The 17,167-nt window shown below is 46.5% G+C and carries 12 protein-coding genes and 1 pseudogene; 2 read left to right on the forward strand and 11 right to left on the reverse strand.

All coding sequences use genetic code 11. From position 1 onward, the window contains the following. Positions 1-8: 8 nt before the first annotated feature. The gene (locus Psch_RS15310; protein ID WP_190258686.1) at positions 9-1,145 is read right to left on the reverse strand and encodes an acyltransferase; all 1,137 of its coding nucleotides are present in this window, start codon (positions 1,143-1,145) and stop codon (positions 9-11) included. Between the two features lie 291 nt (positions 1,146-1,436). Between Psch_RS15310 and Psch_RS15315 the strand changes: the two genes are divergently transcribed. Continuing rightward, entirely contained in the window at positions 1,437-1,889 is a 453-nt protein-coding gene (locus Psch_RS15315; protein ID WP_190258687.1) for an acyl-CoA thioesterase, read from the forward strand. A 279-nt stretch (positions 1,890-2,168) separates the two neighbouring features. Here the strand turns inward: Psch_RS15315 and Psch_RS15320 are convergent, their stop codons facing one another. Next, positions 2,169-6,476, reverse strand: a complete 4,308-nt coding sequence (locus Psch_RS15320; protein ID WP_190258688.1) for a 2-hydroxyacyl-CoA dehydratase — start codon at positions 6,474-6,476, stop codon at positions 2,169-2,171. Positions 6,477-7,216: 740 nt separating this feature from the next. Here Psch_RS15320 and Psch_RS21250 point away from each other — a divergent pair. Further along, positions 7,217-7,356 (forward strand): annotated as a pseudogene (locus Psch_RS21250) (protease HtpX); the annotation flags it as partial. Between the two features lie 199 nt (positions 7,357-7,555). Here the strand turns inward: Psch_RS21250 and Psch_RS15325 are convergent. The 9 genes from Psch_RS15325 to Psch_RS15365 all read right to left on the reverse strand — a co-directional run bounded on the left by Psch_RS15325 (position 7,556) and on the right by Psch_RS15365 (position 16,918). Next, positions 7,556-8,473 (reverse strand): sulfite exporter TauE/SafE family protein, encoded by a 918-nt coding sequence (locus tag Psch_RS15325; protein WP_190258689.1) that lies wholly within the window; start codon positions 8,471-8,473, stop codon positions 7,556-7,558. Between the two features lie 38 nt (positions 8,474-8,511). Then, a complete protein-coding gene (locus Psch_RS15330; protein ID WP_190258690.1) occupies positions 8,512-9,519 on the reverse strand; it encodes a proline racemase in 1,008 nt (335 codons plus the stop codon). Continuing rightward, positions 9,516-9,989 (reverse strand): glycine/sarcosine/betaine reductase component B subunit, encoded by a 474-nt coding sequence (locus Psch_RS15335; protein WP_190258691.1) that lies wholly within the window; start codon positions 9,987-9,989, stop codon positions 9,516-9,518. Before Psch_RS15335 ends, Psch_RS15330 begins: the two co-directional genes overlap by 4 nt. An 11-nt stretch (positions 9,990-10,000) precedes the next feature. Continuing rightward, the gene (locus Psch_RS15340; protein ID WP_190258692.1) at positions 10,001-10,867 is read right to left on the reverse strand and encodes a proline reductase cluster protein PrdD; all 867 of its coding nucleotides are present in this window, start codon (positions 10,865-10,867) and stop codon (positions 10,001-10,003) included. An 84-nt stretch (positions 10,868-10,951) separates the two neighbouring features. Continuing rightward, entirely contained in the window at positions 10,952-11,677 is a 726-nt protein-coding gene (prdB, locus tag Psch_RS15345) for a D-proline reductase (dithiol) protein PrdB (protein ID WP_190258693.1), read from the reverse strand. Positions 11,678-11,699: 22 nt separating this feature from the next. Then, a complete protein-coding gene (locus Psch_RS15350; protein ID WP_190258694.1) occupies positions 11,700-11,903 on the reverse strand; it encodes a CBO2463/CBO2479 domain-containing protein in 204 nt (67 codons plus the stop codon). An 11-nt stretch (positions 11,904-11,914) separates the two neighbouring features. Then, positions 11,915-13,708: a D-proline reductase (dithiol) proprotein PrdA gene (gene prdA, locus Psch_RS15355; RefSeq protein WP_190258695.1), complete on the reverse strand. Its 1,794-nt coding sequence runs from the start codon at positions 13,706-13,708 to the stop codon at positions 11,915-11,917. A gap of 52 nt (positions 13,709-13,760) precedes the next feature. Next, a complete protein-coding gene (gene prdC / locus Psch_RS15360) occupies positions 13,761-15,053 on the reverse strand; it encodes a proline reductase-associated electron transfer protein PrdC (protein WP_190258696.1) in 1,293 nt (430 codons plus the stop codon). A gap of 413 nt (positions 15,054-15,466) precedes the next feature. Beyond that, on the reverse strand, positions 15,467-16,918 hold the full coding sequence (locus Psch_RS15365; RefSeq protein WP_206663783.1) for a sigma-54 interaction domain-containing protein: 1,452 nt from the start codon (positions 16,916-16,918) through the stop codon (positions 15,467-15,469). Between the last annotated feature and the right edge of the window lie 249 nt (positions 16,919-17,167).

Raw genomic sequence — 17,167 nt, forward strand, 5'->3', positions numbered from 1 at the left:
ACTTTTCTTTATTTGCCCGGTATGGGACCTATCAAGAACTTACCCCCGGGGATCTTGCTTATCAGCATAACAACTGCAATTGTGCCCAGCGCGCACAGAATGAAGGAGTAAACGCCGGCCAAAAGGTGGTGAGAGGTTAGTGAGAACCTGTCTACCATTCCCACAGCATATATCAACAGGAACGCATGAACAAGATAAATCCCATAGGAGTATTTCCCGGCCAGGTTAAAAAACTTGAATATAACCGAACCGCTATTTGCAATGACCATTGAAACTCCGTAGAGAAATATGATTTCAGACACTGTATAAAAGAACATCGACGGCTTTAATGATGTAGAATAGTTTAAGTTAACCAGCCCGCCGGATACTCCCTGCATCAACTCGAAACCTATCCATATGAAAAGCGCCGCCAGTACATAGGTGTTCCAGATACAGGACCTTGCTACGAATTCGCGCCAGCGTGGCAATATCAAACCGGCTATCCCGCCAAGCATAAAATAAAAGAAAAAGTAGATAAAATTCCGGTCGCGCAGTTCGATAAAAATGACTTGCACCGCTTTTGAGCCTGCATGTAAATCAGCTGACGGAATATAGCTGCTGGAAAACCACATTATGAACGTATAGATGGCTGCGAGAAGGCCCACCGCTGCAGCAAAGCGGAGCTTACTGTCAAGTATAGCCGGGGCTTTTCTAAACAACGATCTAAAGACAGGATAAACGAGGTAAAACTGAAATATCATCACCACAAACCAGAGGTGGTAAAAGGCGTTCCCATATAAAAGATCTTTGGCTAAACCCCTCAACCATAAATAATTAGTTGCTGGAAGACCATTAGAATAGATTTCGTAGGCGATCGACCAGATTAAGTATGGAAGCAGGATATCCTTAACTCTTTTCCATAAGAATTTTGGATAATCCAGGTTATCATAATAGTTATAGACGAGAGCTGCGCCTGTCACGAATACAAAAGCCGGCACGGCAAACTTGGTGATATTAAAGAGCATGCCGATCATGGCGGCATCGGCAAATTGTATTTCCGGCCTGCGAATAAAAACACCAAGGGCATGCTGGAGTATTACCGACAGGATGGCCATACCCCTCAAAACATCAAGCTCGTCAATTCTCTCTTTTCGCCTGGCTGTCATCAGATGCTTTGAACTGTTGCCATTCGACAGTTTCCCCCAAACAACGCTATGAAACGATTATAACAAAAATATTAATAGTAATACAAATGATACCTTTCATACGCGCTATGACCTCATAGATACACAGCATCTGAAAAAGAAAGAAACCCTCTTCGTTAGAGGGTCCTTCTGTAAATTAAAGTGTCAATGCCGTCTGGTAATCTTTTCACTTCTTGACTTGTCATATATACTTAAATAGTACCTGAATTATCAAATACTGGTGTTTTTAATATATAGGAGGCAGGAAAATAAATGAAGAATGAAATGGTTGAGACCGGAAAAAGCATCTCCAATGAGCAGGAAATGGAGGTCCGCTGGGGAGATTGCGATGCCGCGGGAATTGTGTATCATGCCAGGTATTTTGATTTGTTTACAGACGGCCGGGTGGCATTGCTTAGACAAATTGGACTGCCCTATCAACAAACCTTTCACGAACAAGGTATCGTGGTCGTCGCTGTAGAAGCAACCTGCCGCTACCGGAGCAGTCTCAAACCCGAAGATAAGTACATACTCACTACGAAACTAACCCATCTGGGGCGTACCCGCATGAATTTTGAATATGTTATTACCAAACCGGAAACCCATGCGGTCGCGGTCGAGGGAAGAACAATGCACGCCTTCGTGGACAATCAGGGTAAGCCTTTCGACCTGAAAAAGAGGCGTCCTGACTTATGGGAAAAACTAGAAGAACGTATCAGGCAGTGAGCGGGCAGCAGCAAGATCGCTAACCGCATGATTTTAGTTAAATTATTGGACCAAGAAATCTTTTAATTCTGATCAGCAAGGTGATAAGGAAAACTATAGTTGAAAAAAAGGTACCAAAAGCCCTAACCTGTTCTGCAGTGAATGCCTCAGCCATATAGACCCCTCCGTAACAGCAAATTATATGATTAGCATATGCTTCCAACCGGAGAAGGTTCCTGTTAAGGAGTCCTCAGTGCTTCACCTATATTGAAAAATCCCGCAATGGATTATGTAACCTTATTAATCTTGCATAAGCAAGTTATCACCAGGTAATTGGTATACAGATGTCCTGGGCAGGCTAAGGGCAGGGTAAGACTCGCCTGCGGCCTTCATATTTTTAAATGCAACTGACAGCATCAGTTTAAGGCGATTTAATTGATTCACTTCGCTGGCGCCGGGATCATAGTCCAAGGCGGTTATATTAGCTTGCGGGAAATTCCTCTTTAGTTCCTTAATCATCCCTTTGCCGGTAACATGGTTGGGAAGACAGCCAAAAGGCTGCACACACACGATGTTGGAAACCCCGCTTTTAATCAGATCAATCATCTCCGCTGTCAAAAACCATCCCTCACCGCAATGGTGTCCCAGCGACATGATTTTGCTCGCCAGGGAGGCCTTATGGTAGATGGAACTCGGAGTATTAAACCTGTGACTTTTAGCCAACAGCGAATTCATTACCTTGCGACTGTTTTCCAGATAATGAATAAAGAACTTCCCGAGGAACAAATGGCTGGTTTTCCCGGTTAGATACTGATATTTGTAAATTAAATCATAAGCGCAATAAAGGAAGAAATCGAGCAAGTCCGGCAAAAGCACTTCTGCCCCTTCATTTTCTAAGATCCTCACAATATTGTTATTGGCGGCAGGATGATATTTGACCAGTATTTCCCCCACCACACCCACCCGTGGTTTTCGCGCCGGTGTTATTTCGAGCTGGTCAAACTCTTCAACAATTCCACGCAAGTTGTCTTTATAATCCTGTTTGTTGCCAGTGATAATTTGCGCTTTACAGCGCTTAACCCATTTTTCATAGAGCAAGTCGGCCGCACCTGAAACTCTTTCATACGGCCTGACCCGGTGCAATACCCGCATCAGTAAATCACCATAAACAACCGCTTTAATCGCTTTTTTGATGAGGCCGACAGTAATTTTAAAGCCGGGATTTTTTTCTGTGCCATAAAGGTTGGCCGATAACACCGGTATGTTTTCAAACCCGGCCTCATTTAAGGCTTTTCTTAAGAGACCAATGTAGTTGGTTGCGCGACACCCGCCACCGGTCTGACTGATAACTACCGAGGTATGGTTAAGGTCATATTTGCCTGACTGCAGGGCCTCCAGCAGTTGTCCAATTACGATGATGGCGGGATAGCACGCGTCGTTGTTAACATATTTGACCCCTTCATCCACCGCGTGCTTTTCTACTGTGGGCAGTAATTCGATATTATAGCCATCTGTTTTAAATACTTCTTGCAGAAATTCAAAATGCATAGGAGACATCTGAGGGCACAGTATTGTATGGTTGTTCTTCATTTCTTTAGTAAACACAATTCTCTTCGGAGAGCAAGGAGGCTCCTCTTTTGCCACCCCATTTTTTCCATTATCACCCATTACTGCCATAAGGGAGCGGAGTCTGATTTTTGCAGCTCCGAGATTGGTACCCTCATCTATTTTCAGGATGGTATAAATCTTGCCCTTGGAGCTAAGGATCTCCTGTACCTGGTCGCTGGTGATGGCGTCCAGGCCACAGCCAAAGGAATTAAGCTGCACCAGTTCCAGATGGGCTTGGGTGGTTACGAAGCTGGCCGCCGCGTACAGCCGCGAATGATACATCCACTGGTCAACTACCCTGATCGGCCTTTCGACTTTTCCCAGGTGGGCAACCGAGTCTTCCGTAAGGACGGCCATTCCAAGGGAATTAATAATCTCGGGCAGCCCGTGGTTAATTTCCGGGTCCAGGTGATAAGGCCGGCCGGCCAGCACAATTCCTTTTTTCCCCGTTTCCGCAAGATAAGCCAGTACTTCCTCTCCTTTTTGTCTAATATCTTCTTTGAAGCGCCGGTCTTCCCGCCAGGCGCTGTCGACGGCGCTAACAATTTCCTTTTTGGGAATTCCCCAAGCGCTGAACTCCTGATACAGCCGCACGGCAAGCTGCTTCTTATTGTCGTAGGGGAGGAATGGGTTAATCAATTGCACATCATGCTCCCGGAGCATATCCATGTTGTTTTTAATTACGTCGGGATAGGAAATGACCATGGGACAATTAAAATGGTGGTTAGCCTCTTTTTGTTCCAGACGCTCATGAATAATTGAGGGATAAAAAATATACTTGACTCCTTGTTTGATCAGGGAAGCAATATGCCCGTGCACCAGTTTGGCGGGGAAACAGGCCGTATCGGAAGGGATGGTCTCACTGCCCAGTTCATAAACAGCCCTTGATGAACGAGGGGAAAGCGCCACCCTGAAACCCAAACCGGTGAAAAAGGTAAACCAAAAAGGATAATTTTCATACATGTTAAGGACCATAGGGATGCCGATGGTACCCCTCCCGGCCTCTTTTTCCGGCAAAGGTTCATAGCTGAGGAGGCGTTTATATTTATACTCATACAGATTAGGGAGAGAATCATGGTTATTGTCTTTCCCTGTGGTTTTTTCACAGCGGTTGCCGGATACAAATCTGCTGCCGTCCTGAAACTTATTGATGGTGAGCAAACAATTGTTGCCGCACCCGCCACAGCGGTTTAATTTGGTCGCAATGGAAAACTGGTTTAACTGGTCTTTTGACAGAAGGGAACTATGTCGCCCTTTTTGCCTGCGATTACGGGCTATGAGTGCTGCTCCGAAAGCCCCCATCAGGGGAGCGATATCCGGTCTAACCACATCTTTTCCAGTGATGATCTCCAAGCTTCTCAGCACGGCATCGTTTTGGAAGGTCCCGCCCTGAACCACAATTCTTTCACCCAGTTCCCCCGGGTTTCTCATCTTGATAACCTTGAACAAGGCATTTTTGATCACCGAGTAAGAAAGCCCGGCTGAGATATCTCCTATTGTGGCGCCTTCCTTCTGTGCCTGTTTCACCATAGAGTTCATGAAGACGGTACACCGGGAACCTAAATCTACCGGAGCAGCCGCGGTCAAGGCCAGCCCGGCAAAATCCTGTACCGGAATATTCAATGAATGAGCAAAACTCTCAATAAAGGAACCACACCCGGAAGAGCAGGCCTCATTCAGCATTATATTCTCAATGCTTCCATCCTTAATCTTGAGGCACTTCATGTCCTGGCCGCCGATATCCAATATTAAATCTACTGCGGGATCAAAAAACTGCGCGGCCGTATAGTGCGCCACTGTTTCCACTTCCCCCACATCAACATGCAGGGCGGCTTTTAAGAGCCCTTCACCATACCCTGTTACAGCCACATTGGCGATTTTTGCTGCGGCAGGCATACGGCTGTATAGCTCTTTCAATATATTTACGGCCGAATTCAAGGAACTGCCGGTATTATTATGATAGGAAGAATACAGGAGGCATCCGTTTTCATCTATCAGAGCTGCCTTGGTAGTGGTTGAACCGGCGTCAATGCCCAAATAGCATTCTCCGGCAAAAGACTCCAAAGCTCTTTTATTTGTTTGATGAGCGTCATGTCTCTTCCGGAAATTATTAAGATCACCTGCATCCTTAAATAGCGGCTGCAGCCGGGAAACCTCGTGAAAGCCGGTTATATCCAAATCTTTTAACCGGTTAATTAAGCCGGGTAAATCAATTGCATTTTCGGAGCCGGATGCTAAAGCGGCGCCTATAGCGACAAAGAACTGACCCTGTTCAGGAAATATTGCCTGATTATCATTAAGTTTCAGGGTAGCTTTAAACCTTTGCCTTAGTTCAGACAGGAACGATAGTGGTCCACCCAGAAAGGCGACATTGCCCTGAATCGATTTTCCGCAGGCCAAGCCGCTGATAGTCTGGTTGACAACCGCTTGAAACACAGAAGCCGCGATATCTTCCTTCCGCGCGCCCTCATTTAAAAGTACCTGGATATCGGTTTTAGCAAAAACCCCACAGCGAGCTGCCACGGGATATATGGTGGAATACTGTTTGGCCAGTTCGTTTAAGCCGTGGGCGTCTGTCCCCAGCAGGGCAGCCATTTGATCTATAAAGGCCCCGGTTCCGCCGGCGCAGATCCCGTTCATCCTTTGGTCCAGTCCGCCCTGGAAAAAAGTTATCTTGGCGTCTTCTCCTCCCAGTTCGATAGCTACGTCGGTTTGGGGAATTAATTTATCCACGGTGTTGTTACAGGCAATTACTTCCTGGATATGTTTGATTCCCAACCAGGAGGAGAGCGCGAGCCCTGCTGAACCGGTTACCATAACCGTAAGCGGCCTGCTGCCTACCTGCTCAAATGCATTGATTATGAGTTCAGCAGTGAACCTTTTTGTTTCCGCATAATGCCGCCGGTAGTTTTTGTAAATTATGGTTCCTTTGTCATCCAGAATGACTAACTTGACCGTAGTTGATCCCACGTCCAAGCCCATACGCAGTATATCCTTCACCCCGTTCCCTCCTAATCCAAGCCATGTTTATAACATTGTTTGAAACGGTAGTAACTTTAGGATAAATTTGAAACAAATTATTGTCAACGGTTTAGTGGATTTATGTAATCAAGAGATATGACAAATGCACACCGAAATGTTTCTGGAAAATGTTGGTGGAACTTAACGAGACACCCGAAATCATATTTATTTTTCGTGAAGACTTCACTATCTGTTCACACCATGTTCACAATAGCCGCCTATAATTCTAACCATAGACCAACAAAAAATTATCGAAGGGAGTTTTAGAAAAGATGAAAAAACAAACGTTAAAATTCTTCAGGACCATTCTATTAGGCGGATTAGTTTACTGATATTCTAACCAGAACACCTGTTTGGTGTCAATGGAGTTATTCCATTTTCCACGCACGATCACAATCCGTACATCGCAGCATCCCTCTATTAAAAAGGCTTACGAAAGCAAACAAAAGAAATAGCGCCGTACCTATCCATAGAAATTTCAGGTACAGATAACCCACCAAGAAAAACAGTCCTGCAATGATCAGCAGTGTGCATATTACGTTAAATTTACTCATTTGCCGGACATTTTTTGAACCACAACCCGGACAGGTATACTTATTTTCCCCCATGTAACTATACCACCCCATTTTTGTCTTGATTATATAAAAAAAGCCTCTCAAGCGCTATGCACAAACTAAAATATAAAAAGACAAAAAGCGAATAATGGAAGAAGCAAAGTTGTGGAAGGAGTACTGGCTCATATAAGAAACCGAATGTGCTGTTCGGAACCATTGCCGCCGCTTTCGCCGGAGCGATAACCATGCTTGCAAACATTATCCAGTGGGGGGCTATTTTCGGCATGGGGTCCGGCGAATCAAAACCCCCCTATCAGCAAGAGGGTTAAGTGGTTGGGCAAAATGAAGATATAAACGCGAGTCCGGGACAACCTCTTATTCTGGTTGTCCCGGATCATAATATCCAGCAACAAAATTTTCCTTGTTATTTACTGATTACTTCAGAAATCGGCCATGCTATTCTATCGCCTCGAATTTTTTATTACCTGTCTTGACCAATGGGGTTTACCTGGGATTTAAAGTTCCAGCACCAGCTATTTCTACTGTTTTCTCTTCAGATTCCTTATTTTTAAATGCCGAACGCAGCATGCTGACAGCGGTGTAAAGAATTACACACACTACAAGCCATTTTAAAATTTCAAGCGGCATCTCTTTAACGATATACGCTGCAATCAAAACACCAACCGTACCGGCAATAGTGATGGTTATAGAGGCCTTGATGTCATAAGCAGCTTCCTTGATAAACTTGACGCCGGCTGCCGGCATCAAAAACGCGCAGGACGCCATCATAATTGGGAAGGCAACTTTCGGGCTCATGCCTAAAGCGTAAACAAGCGCCATGCAAGGAGCGTACAGGCCGATACCGATGGTCATCAGCGCGCCTAAAATAAGGTTGGCGACTACGCCGATAATCAGCTTTGTACCTTCAAGAGCGATCGCCTCGCCGCCAACCGGCATCCACTTCAAAAGACCTGCTATAAACACAAAATCAACAACCAGCAAAGCAATGCCCATACCCATCTGAATTTTTTTCTCAGGTAAATGTGCTACTATACCGGCGCCAACGACAGCACCGATAACGGAGGCGGCCACCATAGCAATCAAAGTTACGATACCTACTTTAATAACGGTAATAAAGATTAATGCTTCCACAATTACGCAAATCGTCATGCTGACATTCAAGGTGCCGGGGATGAGACGATCAGGAACCAATTTAAAAAATCTAAATAACGCTGTAGAAGTCGCAAAACTGCCGATGCCGAGGGTATCAAAAAAATTGCAGATAAAACCTGTTCCGGATAACTTTGCCAGGCTGGCTTCTGAAAATTTGTCTTTGTTCTTGACGGCATTTGAGAAAAAAACATATGAAAACCATACGGCTACAAGCCCGAGAGCGCCCTGAACAGCGTTAATTATACTCATCTTTATTCCTCCTTGTATAATGGCAGCTAATGTTTTAATTAACCAACCATAAACCCATATTTCACCGGATCATTGGGGTCAATTACATATTCATTAAACCCGGTAATGTACGCGCTGCCTGTAATCTCCGGTATAACTGCTGAAAATTCGCCTACCCTGGTTGCTTCGACCAGTCTGCCTCTGAAAATGGTGCCAATAATGCTCTCATAGACAAACTCCTGGTTAAGAGATAATTTCCCTTTGGCATAAAGCGTAGCCATCTTAGCGCTGGTGCCGGTACCGCAAGGTGAACGGTCCAACTGGCCGTCACCGAAGACAACGGTGTTTTTGAAGTTTGCCTCAGGATGGGTTGGCTCATCAAAAATTTCGACCAGATCAATGGTCCTGATATGCTCCAATTCCGGATGCTGTACTTTAATCTGTTCGTTCGCCGCCTTTTTAATTGCCATCCCAACTTTTATAAGTTGGTTAGTATTGGAGGTTGCAACTTTCAGGGATAAGTCTTTGGCATTCACGATGGCGAAGAAACTGCCGCCAAAGGCTATATCCAGCATAACCCTACCAATTCCAGGGACATCTAATTTGATATCGGATTTATACAGAAATGCCGGGACATTACGGATTGTTACCGACTGAACCGTTTTTTCCTTGACATTCGCCCACGCCTCAATCAAACCGGCCGGAGCCTCAAATTTCACGTGGGTTACAGGTTCAACCGCCGTAACCATACCGGTCTCTATTGCTACGGTAACAGCTCCAATTGAACCATGCCCGCACATGTTTAGATATCCGCCGCCATCCATAAACACGATGCCAAAATCCGCATCCTCTTTAACGGGGCTGGTCATAATCGACCCGAACATATCCCTGTGCCCGCGCGGCTCATGCATCAGCGCGGTACGGACATAGTCAAAATTCTCTTCCAGATAAGCCTTTTTTGCAGCCATATTCTTACCTGGAATATTAGGAAAGCCACCAACAACAACCCGTGTAGGTTCACCCATGGTATGTGAATCAACGGCCAGAATTGAACGCGTAAATCTCATGACGACCCCCTCCGTTTTAGAGAAATCCGTTTTTTAAGTGTCTTTAATGCTTTTATCACGTCGGCAGCATTGACTGCGTTCTGTTCAACAATTTCAGTTTCCATCCCCTGACCGGATTTATCCAAATCGATTACATCTTTCATATATTCATTTTCCAGTACCATACCGTTCGCGGTAAAAGTAAGACCAACTGCCGGAATCCTTCTTTCCCCAAGCTCTTCCATGTGTGCGGCAAAATCGATATGCTGATTGCCAAATCCCTCGGCATAAATCAATACCCCATCCACACCGAGCGCCTCAGCCAGCATGCCAAGCCGGCCGGCAACATAAAATTTTTGGCTGTTATCCTGGGGGCTTCCTACTACCGCCACACCCACGAGATCAAACTCAGGATCGTCCCGTATCATTTCCACCAGCGGATCACGGAAATGATGCAGGGTTGTTTCCTTGGTTGATGGACCTACACCCATGCTTTCAACTCCTAGGTCATGGAATGAATTGCGCCGTCTTTCACCTCATTTGGCGACAAAACAACCGGCATATTGCCCAAGTCGATAATCGATTTAGCCCCTCGTACTCCGCCCGGTTCAGCCGGCAGCAGCAATTTTTCATGCATGGCGCCCTGGCCGCCCACTTCTTTTACGATCAGAATACGTGGTTTACCAGGCCTTCTAACGTCCCGGAAAGTGTCAACCCGCGCAGCCTGCCGTGCTGATAGTTTAGACAACAATCTGCGAATATCTTCGAGAATAAAATCACAAACTTGGTGTGCAGCAAGCGGACCCCTGCGCTCCATCCCAGTACCCGCTTCAAGAACAACATCAATACGAAGAATGATATCCCGGGCACCTGGTGTGCCCGGCATACCAAACTTTACCTTTTCAGCCAGTATCCCGTGGGACGACCCGAATTCAGATATCTGTTTGCCCTGTTCGTCCGTACCGGTTAAAACGACTACGACTCCGCTTAAACAGTTGGTTATTCCTTCACCGAGCGTACCTTTGACCTTGGCCGCAACCGGCAGTATGTCCATCATGGAGTGTGTTGGAACATTTCGCTGGTGTGGCTCAATCAGATCCATGGCAACTTTTTTGACCAGCGGACTAACCGACAAAGCTTTTTCGGCCAGCGCCATATCAACGGTCAATGTAGTACCATTAATTTCCGTCCGTTCTCCAAGGATAATTTTGTTAATGCAAAACTCCCGGATTTCCAACGTTCGAAGCTCCTGCTCCTCCGTAATTGACGGCGCCGCTTGCTTAATAGCCCGAACTTGTGTGGCTTTCAGAAATTTTTCCGGGGCCTCTATCACGACCCCTTTGGCCTGGGACACGGCCAGTTTAAACAAAAAGTTCACCCCCCTTTCCATTAATATTTGAAATTATCACTGCTTCAAAGCCTAAGGCTGCGGGCAGCACCTTCGCGTTACAGATTACACTTTTGCCCTGTATTCATAAGGCAGCGGTACGACTTTACCAAATGAATCGATTTCTTCCAATGCTTTCAAGGCGTCTTTCAACACGCCCGTTTGCATAGCAATATTGTGGGGTTCGCCGACATTGGCGCCCATCGGCACCAGCGGAGCGGCAACCCGGGGCGATCCTTGCTGTTTGGCAACCGGAGGGAGTGCAGCAATGATGATGGTTGGAATTCCTGCAGCCTCAATCGCTCTCTGCACAATCACGGCAGAGCGGTGGCAGGTGCCTCACCCGGCGGTTAAAATAGCCATGTCGACGCCGTCCTCTTTCAGAATCCTGGTGATGTTCGGACCAGTTTCCTCTTCAAATTTTTTAACATTCCCGCCACCGCCCATAAAACCGATAAACCTTGGCGCAATTTGACCAATAAATCCTTCCTGGGCGAGTTCACGCAGACGGTCAATGGGAAACATGGAATTAATGTCTTTATTCACATCGCTGTTATCGTAGCCGCCATGGGTAACCATCAACTGCTCGGCAGCGGTATCGCTGGGTATTTCCCGAAAGCTAAAGTCGCCGGCCAGGTTGAAGGGTGTTTGTGTCTTTAAATGCACGCCGCCGGCAGTCAAAAATGCAATCACACTGTCCTTAACCGGTTTGGTAACCGGGGTAAATACCGCAGGCGGTGTAATCGGAACATAAATCTCTGATTGCAGGCCCTCTACAACCGTGAGTTTCATAAAATTACCTCCTTCAATCGGGTTATTTATCACTGGGGGACACAACTTGAATATAGCTGAAATACAATTCAACTTCGTCGTCAACAGCCAGAGGCTTATCGGTAAAAACCATTCTAAGGGGAACACTCAAAATTCCAAGCCGGCCGGAAAAGGCAATCTTGACGCCGACATCTGTTACCTCAAGAATTTTCCCCCTTATCAACCGGGGTGTCATATCAATATTCATGGCTGAACAACCTACCCGATCTGGTCATCAAGCACTTTTTGGTTGTGTTGAATGACCGATTGATCCCACTTGCGGCCGGGCGCTTTGAGTTCCACGCCGGCCATCTTGTTTTTCAGCATAGTCAAAGCCCGTCTGGCATCCCATTCGCACAGTGTGTTATCGCCTAAAATCTCAGATTCAAAGCCATTGGCATCCTTGTTCAGTTCGATCATCGCGTCCATGTACTTGTTGCCCACTACCAATGCGCCCTGGTATGCGGAGTAAGTCACCCCGACAACAGGCACGCCGCGTTTACCAATTTGCTCGATGTGGCTGGCAAAATCGATGTGGTTGTTGCCGAAACCTTCGGTAGTGACAATAGCGCCTTCCACGCCGAGAGCTTCTACCATTGCCCCGACGCGGCCCGAAACATAGTTTTTCTCATTATTGATTTGCGGGCTTCCGACGAACACCACACCCACCAGGTCAACCTCCTCATCGCTTGCCATCAGGTTCACCAACGGCTCCCGGAAATAGTGGCGGGTGTTTTCTTTGGAAGCAGGCCCGATGCAGGTCAACGCATGGATACCGCCGTCACGCACTTCGTTCGCTGAAAGGACAACCGGCACATTGCCCAGGTCAACGTTAGGACGGCCGCCGAATACGCCGGCAGGCTCATTGGGCAGGATGACGTTGTCGTGCATTGCCCCCTGACCCATGATTTCTTTCACCAGGACTACGCGAGGCCGTCCAATACGGCTGATATCCTGATACTCCACTTCTGAAACTGCCGCCTCAGCAGGCGCTTTTTTCAGAACCTCGCGGATTTCCTGGATAATAACGTCGCACACTGTATGGGAAGCGTAGGGTCCGCGGCGCTCCATACCCTTACCTGCTTCGATGGTAGTCATGATGCGAAGCAGAATATCGTTTTCATCCGGGCAGCCGGGACGTCCGTAACGGATTTTTTCATCAAGATATCCTTCGCAAGAGCCGAATTCATGTACTTGCAGGCCGCTTTCGTCCATACCGGTCAGCATTACGACCATACCCCTAAGGACGTTGGTTACCCCTTCGCCCAGCCGGCCTTCAACTTTTGCAGCCACAGGAATAACGTCCATAATGGTGTTGGTGTAAACATGTTTGTTGTCCGGCGTAACGATGTCCATTTCAATTTTCTTGACCAGCGGGTCGGCTTTCAGAGCTTCTTCACACAGCGCTTTGCGAATGGTCAGCACACCGTTTTCAAAACTTGTTTGCTCGCCCAGTGCTACCTTTGTCACTGCGTATGCGCGCCTTTTCAGGGTGCGGCGGATTTTATCCTCAGCCGCTATCGCCGGCGCATCCGGAACCGCTGCCGGCGGAACCACCGGGACAGGCGCTTGGGCCACGGACGGAGCGCCACCATACACGACAACCGTCGGAAATTCCAGATTGATGCCTTTTGACTCTTCGATGCGAATACGTACCACACCGCCTGTAACGGCCGGTTGTTCGCCGCCTGCCGGTACAGTATCTGGCGGAGCCATCTCCTCTGTCGCGGTTTCCGGTGCGACAACCTCACTTTCCACTGTCTGCATCCCTTCCAACATATCAGGGGTCAGCGGGGTCAGCGCGTCCACCGTTTTAATTAGTTTTGCGCCTAATGCCTGACCGATTTTAACCACATTGCCAGGTACCGTCAGAAGGCCCGAGTCCTCTAGATCAGGCAATAAATCAGGATCTTCCAGATCGGCCGGCGCAATCACCATTCCCACCTTGGCCAGACAGCATACCACCGCCGGATCGTCTTTATGGCGAGCTGCTGTTTCCGGAGTTATAGACATGTTTGCTTACCCTCCTTATGACATTTATCAACCTTAAATTTGAGATTTAACATTATTCAATCTTCAGCCGGCGCACCAGACGATGTCCCACGGCCCGCATGATATGGTCGGTATGGTGATAAACCGGCAACTTCAATTTGGGAGCGACACCCATAACAGTATTGGAACAGTCGCTGCAGTTACTTATAAGCAGCACTTCAGCGCCATTTTTTTTCAGTTTTAATACCTTCTCAGCCTGACCGGGGCAGTTACCGGGATTTTCGCATTTAATGCTGTTTTTTACATCCACGACTTGTTTGCATCTTTCAACACTCACAACTTCGGCGCCCATTTTTTGCGCCAGTTCCCGTAAGCGGACCTCGCCGGCGCCGCATGCGCAAACCAAGAGCCCCATTTTGCGTTTTTCTTTAGGCAGCGGCAAAGTCACTAAAACGCCACCCGTCGTCTTTTCAACCACACTGTCAATATCAACGCTTTTACCGGTAAAGGGACCGCCCATTATGATCTCGCCGTAGTCGCCTTCGATACCTCCGGCTTCTGCAATGAGATCCTTAATTGGCGTGCCGATGGGAACATTCATAAAAATGTTGGCCTCACGCCCGCTTTTCAACCTGCCGATTACGGTCAGATTCTTGGTCATTACCGGTTTCTTTAATTCAACCGCCTCACAAACAGCCGCGAGGGTTTCCACATTACAGACTACGGCATTGGCCGCCGATGGCAGTTGCTCAGGCTTTAACAGCTGTCCCAGCACCTCACGAATAATCGCGCGTTCCTCACCCATCGGATAGAGGTCAGGCAGAGTCGCGACCTCAATCCGTGCGTCGTCTATTACTGACTTCATACTGGCAATGGCTTTTGTGTTTTTACTTTTTATGGCAATAATTCCCCTGGCGGCATTAGTGGCCCGCATGGCGTAAATCAGCCCCCTATAGACTACCGCCGGGTTTTCTTGTATTTGTTTGATGTTGTGTGCCAACAACGGCTCGCACTCAGCGCCGTTGGCGATAACCACACCCCCTTTAATGTCAATATCCATTTTGACGTGGGTTGGGAAACCGGCGCCGCCCATTCCGACAATCCCTGCCGCTTTAATCATCTCCACAATGCTGTCACTTGCGGGTATTGGCTGGAAGGTATCCGGTTGAACCTCATCAGCCTCAACCACGATTTCTTTTTCATTCACATCAATAACCGTACCGGATACACTGGCGTGAATATTAGCTCCCAATCGTACCGGTTCGGCGATAAGTGCCCCTCTTTCCACTCTGTCACCAATTTTGACCAACGGACTGTCCGGCGCGCCCAAGTGTTGCTGAAGCAAAATTTTATAAAGCTTTTTCATGCCTTCACCCCCTTTGCGATTTTCTTAACATAATTAGTGCAAACATTGTGCCAAAGAATACAAACTCTTTCTAACAATTAATATTACGTTCTATTATCTAGCATTTAACCGTCTTAAAACCAAACAAATACAGCAATAACAACACTAATGCTGTCTCCGAATTAGATTTGAGGATTTACGGCCTTTTTATTACAAAAAACCTCCATGTGTCAAAACTACTGACACATGGAGGTTTTATAATATTTGAGGGAAAGCATATTTAATAGTTTTTATTGGTACTAATGACATGTCCAACAAACTGACATAGGTCAAGATGTTGGACACAATGATTTGCAAATAACTATACAAATAACTATATATGATGGTTCTATCTTATATGGTCGTACAAATTATTTTATCAAGCAGCTATATCATCAATATGAATTTGCATCATAGACAATGTTTAGTTTCTGCAATTTATAATAAAGAGTGCTGCGCGGTATTCTGAGCATTTTGGCGGCTTTGGCCTTATTGTTTCCGGTAAGCGTCAGAACATTGATAATTGTCCGCCGTTCAGCTTCAATGATGGCTTCTTCCAGCCGTATCAAGGTTTCAAAATTAGCCGTGATTTTATTATCACCTTGCTTTTGATTAGAATTCTTAATCACTAATGGCAAATACTGCGCCGTAATCATATTGTCATCTGCCAAAACCACCAACCGTTCCACCACGTTTTTAAGTTCCCGGACATTTCCCGGCCAATGATAATGCAGCAGCATAGCCATGACTTCAGGAGCAATTTTGTCAATCAATTTGTGATTGACCACAGAATGTTTTTTTAAGTAATAATCAATCAAAATAGGTATATCTTCAGGCCGCTCTCTGAGAGCAGGCAGCTTTAGCGAAAATACATTTAAACGATAAAATAAATCCTGGCGGAAAGTACCGTTTTTTAACATTGTTGCCATCTCACGATTGGTTGCCGCAATAACTCGAATATCCACTTTAATAGGCTTGACTCCGCCCACCCGGTAAAATTCATGGCTTTCCAAAACTCTGAGCAGTTTGGACTGCATCTCCAGCGGTAATTCGCCAATCTCATCCAGGAAAACAGTCCCGCCGTCGGCAATTTCAAACTTGCCGGGCTTTCCCTTCTTTTGCGCGCCGGTAAACGCGCCAGACTCATAGCCGAATAGTTCGCTTTCGATCAGGCTTGATGGAATTGCACTACAGTCGACTACCACAAAAGGTTGGTCGCGGCGCATGCTTTCTTCATGAATGGCGTAAGCAAACAGATCTTTGCCGGTACCGCTTTCCCCGACAATCATAACCGACACGTCACTCTCAGCCACTTTTTTTGCAATCATAATCAGGTCATACATCTGCTTGCTTTTATATACAATCCTCTCAAAACCGCAATTGCCATGAATTTGTTTTATGACCTCTTCGGCACGCTCCAAATATTTTATCCGGTTTTTGGCTTCCTGCAGTTCAAAACTCATTCGTTGGATTTCCGTAACATCATGGTCAATAGAAACTACCCCGATGACATGATCGCCATCACGAATCGGGATACAACTTATTATAACCACATTGCCCTCCCGAGGCCGGTGTTCAACATATTCAACGGGATTGCCATTACGCAAAACGTCCAGACACAAGGCGTTGGGGAAAAATTGTGCAATATCGGCGCCGACAATCTCCATACGGTCAACGCCGTAAAGCTTCTCTGAGCGGTTATTCCAATAAGTAACGACGCCATGTTCGTCTATTACGCAGATAGCCTCGTTAACATTTTCCAGGATTTTCTCAAAAGATATCCCCATCCGTATCTGAATCAAGTTTTCTGCAGCAATTTTTTTAGTGGCCTCATCCGCTTTCATCATATAACACCCTTCCTCACTTGTCGCATATCCCGGTACTCCGGTTCAGTAAGCAGAGGGATGCCTAGCGCTTCGCTTGAATATATTCCGGCCGCTTGTTGAAATGCTTGAGCACTTGCGGCTATTGTACGTTCACAATCTATCGACAATATTCGACAATTATGCATGATTCCCTCCTAATTATAGCGACAATTAACCAGATAATTCTGGCTGACTGTTGTTACGCATTATTTCAAAAAGAAGACCCCATCA

The organism is Pelotomaculum schinkii, assembly GCF_004369205.1.
Classification (GTDB): Bacteria; Bacillota; Desulfotomaculia; order Desulfotomaculales; family Pelotomaculaceae; genus Pelotomaculum_C; species Pelotomaculum_C schinkii.